Source organism: Clostridium sp., assembly GCF_016650095.1.
Lineage (GTDB): Bacteria > Bacillota > Clostridia > Clostridiales > Clostridiaceae > Clostridium_AD.
The window spans coordinates 1-8,125 of the sequence record NZ_JAENWL010000147.1 but is presented as its reverse complement, the minus strand read 5'-3'; the positions used below and the strand labels follow the sequence as shown (position 1 = coordinate 8,125).

Here is an 8,125-nt window from a genome sequence, read left to right as displayed (position 1 = left end):
CTACAGAATATACTATCCTTTAGTAATTCTTCTCCGCACTTTTGACATATCATTTTTAATCCCCTTTATAAAATATTTTTACTATTATATCATAATTCTACAATTAATGTACTAGGCTTTTTATTTTTAAACCAAAGTGAAAGTAACACAATACCAATTGAGTTACTTTCACATTGACTCTATTGCTCATTTCAAAAGAATTTTTAATATACTCAATTTATGGTAACTATGGTATAATTAAATATATATTATTAGCAAAATTGTATAAAATTATGAAGTTTACAAAGAAGGGTTTGGAATAAAAAAGGGTATATATATGTTTAATAAAGTGAAGAACTATATTAAAAAAAATATAATACTAAGTATAGGAATTATACTATGCTTGGGCATTATGAGTACTTATGCATATACTAAAATTATGCCTAAATGGTTTTCACAGTCAGATACTTATAATTTAGTAAAAGAAGCATTTCTGACTAATAAGGGATACACTAATGAATTGTCCAAACATATGTCACAACAGGTATTTAAAACAACAAATATATATAATGCTTATCCATTAAATAATAAAAAAACTTATAAAGTAGATTTTAGTTTAAACGAAGATTCACGAATTAAAGTTGCAGGTATAGTTTATGTGAAAATGACATATTCAGTTGAAATAATGGATTCAAATAATAAAGTTGTTGGTGGTTCATCCCATATACCAATAAAATTTACTGTTAAGAATATAAAAGGCAAATGGTATATTACAGAAAAAGAAGAATCTGCATAATTTATAAGTAACCCAATATAAAAATGTAATATTCTTATATTGGGTTACTTATATTAAAGGTATATTGATATTTTGCAAGTAACACAATGGTAATTGTGTTACTTGCACATTGGCTGTATTGCTCATTCCTTGTTTTTTTTAATTTCAATGTAACATAACGTATTGACTTGTTACATTCAATGTATTATAAATGACTTAATTATAATATTCCATAAAAAAAGAAGGTGTTACCCCTCTCTTATAATTCATATTTTTTTATGTATCTATATAATGTTGCTTTACTTATGTTTAATAACTTTGCAAATTCAATTCCTGTTATTTCTTTGTTTTTCCACTTACTATAATACTTTTTAAAGTCTTCAGGTAAACTTCTATTAGGTCTACCCAACTTAATACCTTTAGCCTTAGCATTCTTTAATCCCTCTATAACTCTACCCTGTATTTTCTCCCTTTCTTTATCGGCTATATAAGACAAGAAGTTAATAAGCATATTGTTTATCGTATAATCTAATTTGTCATCTCCTGTGCTTACTAAGGGTGTATCAAGTATTATTACTTTTATACTTCTTTCAAAGAAATATTGCAGTTCTTTTGGTGTATCCATGAAGTTACGTCCTAACCTATCAAGTTCTTTTATTATAATTGTATCTCCTGTTTTAGCTATTTCTTTTAATGCTCTATACTGCAATCTTTCAAAATCTTTACCACTTGCTCTATCCTCGAATATGATTTTGTATTTAAGATTATTAGAAGTAGCATATTCTTTCAAAGCTTCATGCTGACGGTCTGTATTTTGTTCTTTGGTGCTAACCCGAATATAAGCATAGACACTATTCATTCTTACAACTCCCCACAAATTATTGTTATTGCTTTATTACTAAGTGTATCATAAAACCTATCAAATCACATGATACACTCTTGCAACCAATTGAGTGGGTTTATAGATGCTATTATCTGTCTTTTTCAACGTATCATTTAACTATAGATTTTTGAGACGCTAACAAGTAATGGAATATGATATGTACATATCTATATATTTTACAATAAAGTATTAAATGGTATAATCTATACACAAGTTGCGTCGCAATTGTATTCAATAGCGAAGTAACCGATTATACAAATTACAATTAGTCAGTTATTGGCTGTTTTTGACTGTCCCCCGAAAAGGTATAATAATATAAGTGCTGTTGAAAAATATCAAAAGCAGTTAGATAAAGTTAAGACTAAACTTAATAAAAAAATAGGAGGATAACGAAAATGAAAAAACTAGCAATCATTCCCCTTTGCGTGGCTCTGCTCATAACTCTATTTACTGGGTGTAGCTCCACGCCGAAAAGCTCGGGCAACGGTGACAATACCCCTGCAAGCTCAACGGAAAGTAAAACCCCTGAAAAGAAAATACCTGACTTGACAGGAGAATGGAAACAATCAAACAGTAAATCTGATGACACTTATCAAGCCGCTACAATAAGCGGTGATACGATTGGAATTTACTGGGTAAGTGATAACGGCGACACAAAATCGCTTTATTGGGCTGGCTCTTTTGTCGCTCCGACAACTGCTAACGAACCTTACACATGGGCTTCGAAAAATGACCATAGTAAAACTGAAAGTGCTATGCTCGCTTCAAGTGATGATACTAAAACTATGACATATCAAAACGGCGTATTAAGCTATGAAGCTTCCGCTATGGGCACGACTACAAAGATTAAGCTCGAAAAGCAAAAATAACGACAACAAAATGAGCGGTTGGGCTTACGTGACTAACTCAACCAACTGAGTATTCGTTATCGAAAATCTCTTGAAAGCAGCACCAAAAATGAAAAGAAGAACAACATGTAGTGTATTATTTGATATATTTATGACTATCATTACAGGAGGACTATGGCTTGTATGGGTATTTATAAGATTTGCTAGTGGGCGTTAGAATATAAAGTGGGAGATTCATAATTACCTGCTGAATAACGCTGATTATTAGTCCAAAAATATTGTTTAAAATAAGTTAGTTCGCATGCTTCTTATAATGTGTCGCAATCGACTAAGGGCAATAGCCCTTTTTAATGCTATTTTCTAGGAGGTTATTTTTACATTAGTCGTTGACGTACCCCAATTAGTTATAAATTTTATTGCTTTTAATCTTTTGGTACTTGTCGGCCTCTCATTATAAATAAGAAAAGGAAAAGTAATCTAAAATTTAAGATTACTTTTCCTTCTTGTGATTGTGATTATAATAATAATTAATGGCAAGTTCCACTATAGATTCAAGCGAAGTCCCTGTCTCAAAATCATCTAATTTCATGCGTTCAAGATTCTTGATTGTGTCTGAGGTTAGAGCATAGCTTCTTTTAATCTTTGGGACACTAGAACTTCCCTTCTTAACTTCTAAAGAATTTTCCTTCTTAGATTCTGAAATTCCATTATTTAAACTTTCGAAAATACCTTTACTACCACTATTAGTTACTTTTGCTCCCATCTTAAAACTTCCTTTCCAAATTCAACATAGTCATCACAGGCTTTAGATTTCTCAGCATAATATATAATTGGAATTAAACTATCTTGTGAATTTTCAATTTTAACATCTGCTCTAATAATTGTATTAAATACTTTATCTCCAAAAGTCTCCATAAGAATATTTCTAATATCCTTAGATATTTTTTTCCTGCCATCAAATAGTGTGATTAAAATCCCCATAATTTCTAACTTCGAATTCAAGTTATCTTTTACAAGATTGAAAGTATTGATTAAATGTTTTACACCTTTAAGTGAAAAAAACGTAGGTGATACTGGAATGATTAATTGATCACTTGCAACTAATGCATTAATTGAAAGTAATCCTAAACTTGGGGGGGCAATCAATCAAAATATAATCATATCTATCTTTGATTTGATTGAGTATTCTTTTAAGGATTTCTTCTCTCTTCATAAGGCTACTTAGAGTTATTTCAGCATCTGAAAGAGTTATGTCACTAGGTATAATAGAGAGTCTTTCGTAAGAAGTTTCCTGTATTACTTCTAAAATTCTTTCCTTCTTAGATTCCGAACTTCTTAATAGATCATAAATGGTTTTATTTAACGTTTCATCATCGATGCCTACACTTACAGTCAAATTAGCTTGTGGGTCTATGTCTACAAGCAAAACTTTTCTTCCGTGTCTACTTAGATATGCTCCCAAATTACAGCAAGTAGTTGATTTTCCACACCCACCCTTTTGATTAAATACACTAATTATCATAATTCACACTTCCTTCTATTATCACTATATTCTAAAATATTTCAGAAGTCAAGAATGTTAGAAGTAAAGAATGTTAGAAGTTTAGAATTGATGTTACTACATTAATTCTGAAAACTCACCCATCATTTTTAACATTCCTTCTGTCATAGGATCAAGTTGTTTTGTACAATCTAGAATGAAGTTTCCTAACAGGGTGTTTTTACTTTACCCGCCAAAACTACCCATATTAGGAAATCCTATAAATAAAAAAACCATCATATTTGCTAGTTTTAAAATAGAGTTAAAAATTAAACCCCTTAGCTTAAAGCTAAGGGGTTTAAAAATACGTTGGATTGATGGCAGGGCGGTGTATCCTGCATACCTGTTAACTATCTATTAAAACGATAGCGTGTCGGGAACCTTTCCGATCCTCAGCAATCCGTTATTATTATATTAAACTTTTTTAGTAATTATTATACATTAACTAGATATTTTTATTAAATTACTACCAGTCTTACACTGACCTTAACCTAATTATACATAGCTTGTACATTTAAAGCAATAGCTGATTTATAGCAAAATTTTCTTTAGTCTTCCACTAGCGAGTCTATTCTCTAATTTGCCCGGTTTTATATCATAAATACTCGAAAAAGATAAATTACCCCAGCGATCTAGCTTTATAGCTACAAGTATATTGTCCGAAAACACCTTTACTAATTCTACACTATTAGGTTCTGTAGGATTAATTCCTACATAATCAGGATTGCTTATAATATCAGGTATGGATTGAAAATACTGCTTAAATATCTTCATATGCTTTCTTTTTATATGCTTAATGGCACCTGGATTTATTAGTATATTTCCTGCAGGTAACTCTAATTTTAATAAATCTATTATATCTTGCCTTAAGGTTCCAACAAACTGTTCTTTACTTGGATGTTCTTCTAATAAACCAATAACGTCACTCATCTATAACTTCCCCCGGTTTTTTAGCTTCCTCTATATTTTCACTATCTTCAATAATATTTAATGTTTTTGAAATTTCCCCATACTGTAATATTGCAAACTCTTTTAGGTTATCTTCTGTCAAATTGCTCAAATCCTCAATTATTTCAAGAATATGTCCTTTATTTTTTAATTCTTCTATTTGATGAGTATGAGGAAGTGCAATTCCCGTTAATGGTACTCCATTAAATTTAAATTTACTCTCAAACATATATATGTCATCCAGTTTTAATTTACTTACTCCGAAATCTATAGAGGTTTTAAAACCATAATAACTACCTATCCTTATTCCATTAGTTCTCTCAGTTATTATAAATAACCATTGAGTATTATCTTCTTTTATAGGTACCCCTACTTTGGTTTTCCATTGAAATAGATGATAAACACCTTTAATTTTCCCAGTTATACTCCCAGAAATTTCAATACGCTGCACAATGTTTGCAATTAATTCATCGCAATCAAATTGGTATCTATGTGTAGGTTGGACCTTTATAAGAGTATCACTATAAGGTAATAAATAGGTTGTAGCCGTCTTATGTTTATTTTTTGCTCTGTATATTAAATTTCTTTTTGATAAGTCAGAAACCCAATAATCAACAGTTCTTGTTTGAACATCAAAGAACGCAGCTATAGTTTCAACACTATGCCAACTCTCGCCATTAGTGTTATTTGAATGGATTCCCAAGTAGATATATAGCTTTAATGCTCCTGCCTCAATATCCTTTAAATGTTTATCTTCAAACTCATTAAAAATAGCGAAAAATCCATTTTTAACTTCTTTATTATATATTCTCCATGATTCATGATACTTCCTTAATGCAAGCCCTTCACTATAAACTTTAACAGATTTAAGTATATTAAATACCCTTGCCATAGTGCATCAACCTCCTTTACAATTTTTATCTAAATTGATAGTAGCACGAAATAATTAGCTTGTAAAACACATTGATTCGCATATAGATATTCAAAATACGGTATATATCTGCATATATTCAGTTAATATTATTCGTATTAACTAGATGATGTAATAATACGTAATGCTAAACAGTGTACATAGTGTGCATAACGATACTAAGTAGGTAACCTGTTGAATTTTTTCGTGCGAAGTCAATAATTACATTAATTTAAAATATTATGTTGGGTGACTAACTTTGATTATAGAAAAGTTGGAAAAAGTGCCTCTATGGCTCAATTAAAATAAAAAAGGATATATCCCAATAGATACACCCTAGATTGCTTTATAGCATCACATATTCAATTTTAAAATGGATATGTGGTTTTTATATGCATTACATTCATAATGTCCTTAAAATCGTTTATATGCATTTTAAAGTGCTATACACATTGATATTATTTCCACCCTAACAATTTTTTCTCTAATTCATCAAAATTGTAGGTCCTTTGCTCATAATTATTAAAGGCACTTACCTTCTCTTTGCTTGTAGTTGTCCAGTTCTCTTTTAATGCTACTAGCATAGTTCCTACTACATTTTTTACTTTGCTCAATTGACTTATAATATTATACTTTTCTTTTACTTTTTTAATATCTCCATTGGCAGCATTTAATATTTTACTTGCTTCAATGTAAGATATATCTTCATGAATTATAGCCTGCACTTGTTTTATGTCCACTGTATCATATTCTTCTACAGTGGCTGCTATTTCATTCTTAGCTTTATTGCTGGTTATGTAAAATTTTATTGAAGTTACTTTGCGACCTGTTTTTATTTCTTCAAACTCAATCAACAATTCACTTTCACAATTAATTTCTTGCTGTGCTTTTAGTAATATTTTTCTTTTAAAATCACCATATAGCTTATATTCTCCAATTTCTATTCCAAGTAAAGCCTTTAAATCTTCAATTTTAAATGTTCTAAATCCTATATTTTGATACTGTTTTAAAAACTCATATATTCTTCCTGAATATTGGCTATTAAAATTAACCATCTGTTCAAGTGAAAGTTTTGTAAATCTCTCTTTAAGCATTAATAAATATGGTTTAAGCTTTGGTGAAAATTCTAATTCTACATACCCTTCATCAACAAAGTATTCTGCCGAGCTTAACCATTTAGTTTTTAAAACGGACTTTTCTTTTATTATAGTTAAATCCCTATCTCGTAAAGCTTCAACATACTGAGACACTTGGCTATATATATTCTTACTTTTTGTTCCAATTATATCTGCAAATTCTTTTGCAGTAAATTTATATAATTTAAAATCCTCATCATCCTTATTAATCATAGAAGTTAAAATATATATAACTCTTTGTTCTCCAACACTTAACTTATATGAAGCCTCCACAATATAATTAGATTTTACTATTAAGTTTCTGCTTTTGGCCATTATTTACCACCTCAGTAAAATTATATATTATGACTTTTAAAATGTCAAGTCATAATATATATCTGCACAACCCCTTTTTGGTCATAGTTCACCCCTTTTTGGTCATAGTTAATCCTATAGTTCACCCCTTTTTGGTCATAGTTCACCCCTTTTTGGTCATATTAGATTCTTGAAAGCGTTGGTATCATTGGTTTTGAGGTATGCGTAAAACTTTTAAAACCTTGTTGTATCTTTAAAACCTTTAAAACAACAACAATAAGGATATCCATAAATAAGTTACACATTATTAATCATTTGTTTTACCACTAGCGGTAAGACAAATTGTTGTTGTATTAAATAATATATAAATTAAATAATGAAATCACAAAATGTATTTTAATATACTTTAGTATTCAAAGATGTAATTACATTTGCTTATATATAATGGTTGTTCGATAGCTCTGTAACTTTATACTAAAAATCACTACTATACAATAACGTAATACAGATATAAAGCATCAATTACTATATCTATTGACAAAGACCATCACATTTAAATGCGAATAGTCAACATATATGTTCGCAATCGTATTTCACTATGCAAAACTCGTAGTTAACTATGCAAAGCTCGCATTAGATTTTTGTAAGCTTGGCTATCAGACGGATAAGGTCATGCCTAAATCACTTAAAACAAAAGATTGTAAAACAATCTAAAACAACAACTGTAGTTGTTCTCTTTTTTATAGTTCTAAATCTTCTCTTTTATTTCTTTTTAGAATTCTCTCAGCTTCTTTTTCAATCTTAAGTTTTTG

Annotated in this window: 9 protein-coding genes and 1 pseudogene; 2 read left to right on the top strand and 8 right to left on the bottom strand. The window is 29.7% G+C overall.

Annotation, left to right across the window (positions count from 1 at the left end; genetic code table 11):
• Positions 1–316: 316 nt before the first annotated feature.
• Positions 317–775, top strand: coding sequence for a hypothetical protein (locus tag JJE11_RS10095; protein WP_291635153.1), 459 nt, complete (start codon positions 317–319; stop codon positions 773–775).
• A gap of 238 nt (positions 776–1,013) precedes the next feature.
• On the opposite strand, the gene JJE11_RS10090 is transcribed toward JJE11_RS10095, so the two are convergent.
• Positions 1,014–1,613: a recombinase family protein gene (locus JJE11_RS10090; RefSeq protein ID WP_291635152.1), complete on the bottom strand. Its 600-nt coding sequence runs from the start codon at positions 1,611–1,613 to the stop codon at positions 1,014–1,016.
• Positions 1,614–2,032: 419 nt separating this feature from the next.
• Here JJE11_RS10090 and JJE11_RS10085 point away from each other — a divergent pair, with 419 nt between their 5' ends.
• Entirely contained in the window at positions 2,033–2,506 is a 474-nt protein-coding gene (locus JJE11_RS10085) for a hypothetical protein (RefSeq protein WP_291635151.1), read from the top strand.
• A gap of 469 nt (positions 2,507–2,975) precedes the next feature.
• On the opposite strand, the gene JJE11_RS10080 is transcribed toward JJE11_RS10085, so the two are convergent.
• From JJE11_RS10080 to JJE11_RS10055, 7 genes and pseudogenes are all read right to left on the bottom strand, one after another.
• Positions 2,976–3,248, bottom strand: coding sequence for a hypothetical protein (locus tag JJE11_RS10080; protein ID WP_291635149.1), 273 nt, complete (start codon positions 3,246–3,248; stop codon positions 2,976–2,978).
• Positions 3,233–3,466 carry a hypothetical protein gene (locus JJE11_RS10075; RefSeq protein ID WP_291635147.1) on the bottom strand — a complete coding sequence of 78 codons (234 nt, stop codon included), beginning with the start codon at positions 3,464–3,466 and terminating at the stop codon, positions 3,233–3,235. Before JJE11_RS10075 ends, JJE11_RS10080 begins: the two co-directional genes overlap by 16 nt.
• A 60-nt stretch (positions 3,467–3,526) precedes the next feature.
• Positions 3,527–3,631 (bottom strand): annotated as a pseudogene (locus JJE11_RS17755) (AAA family ATPase); the annotation flags it as partial.
• Positions 3,594–4,007 (bottom strand): AAA family ATPase, encoded by a 414-nt coding sequence (locus JJE11_RS10070; RefSeq protein ID WP_291635145.1) that lies wholly within the window; start codon positions 4,005–4,007, stop codon positions 3,594–3,596. The pseudogene JJE11_RS17755 and the gene JJE11_RS10070, both read right to left, overlap by 38 nt.
• A 549-nt stretch (positions 4,008–4,556) precedes the next feature.
• The gene (locus tag JJE11_RS10065; RefSeq protein ID WP_291635143.1) at positions 4,557–4,955 is read right to left on the bottom strand and encodes a PBECR2 nuclease fold domain-containing protein; all 399 of its coding nucleotides are present in this window, start codon (positions 4,953–4,955) and stop codon (positions 4,557–4,559) included.
• The gene (locus JJE11_RS10060) at positions 4,948–5,865 is read right to left on the bottom strand and encodes a hypothetical protein (RefSeq protein ID WP_291635141.1); all 918 of its coding nucleotides are present in this window, start codon (positions 5,863–5,865) and stop codon (positions 4,948–4,950) included. The genes JJE11_RS10065 and JJE11_RS10060 overlap by 8 nt, the downstream gene beginning before the upstream one ends.
• 476 nt (positions 5,866–6,341) lie before the next feature.
• Complete coding sequence (locus tag JJE11_RS10055; RefSeq protein WP_291635139.1) at positions 6,342–7,334, bottom strand: replication initiation protein; 993 nt, start codon at positions 7,332–7,334, stop codon at positions 6,342–6,344.
• Between the last annotated feature and the right edge of the window lie 791 nt (positions 7,335–8,125).

What these genes read in the sequence shown, in the direction of transcription:
- JJE11_RS10060 (WP_291635141.1), bottom strand. Translation starts at nt 5,865, where the DNA reads ATGGCAAGGGTATTTAATATACTTAAATCTGTTAAAGTTTATAGTGAA.
- JJE11_RS10075 (WP_291635147.1), bottom strand. Translation starts at nt 3,466, where the DNA reads ATGGGGATTTTAATCACACTATTTGATGGCAGGAAAAAAATATCTAAG.
- JJE11_RS10090 (WP_291635152.1), bottom strand. Translation starts at nt 1,613, where the DNA reads ATGAATAGTGTCTATGCTTATATTCGGGTTAGCACCAAAGAACAAAAT.
- JJE11_RS10065 (WP_291635143.1), bottom strand. Translation starts at nt 4,955, where the DNA reads ATGAGTGACGTTATTGGTTTATTAGAAGAACATCCAAGTAAAGAACAG.
- JJE11_RS10085 (WP_291635151.1), top strand. Translation starts at nt 2,033, where the DNA reads ATGAAAAAACTAGCAATCATTCCCCTTTGCGTGGCTCTGCTCATAACT.
- JJE11_RS10055 (WP_291635139.1), bottom strand. Translation starts at nt 7,334, where the DNA reads ATGGCCAAAAGCAGAAACTTAATAGTAAAATCTAATTATATTGTGGAG.
- JJE11_RS10080 (WP_291635149.1), bottom strand. Translation starts at nt 3,248, where the DNA reads ATGGGAGCAAAAGTAACTAATAGTGGTAGTAAAGGTATTTTCGAAAGT.
- JJE11_RS10095 (WP_291635153.1), top strand. Translation starts at nt 317, where the DNA reads ATGTTTAATAAAGTGAAGAACTATATTAAAAAAAATATAATACTAAGT.
- JJE11_RS10070 (WP_291635145.1), bottom strand. Translation starts at nt 4,007, where the DNA reads ATGATAATTAGTGTATTTAATCAAAAGGGTGGGTGTGGAAAATCAACT.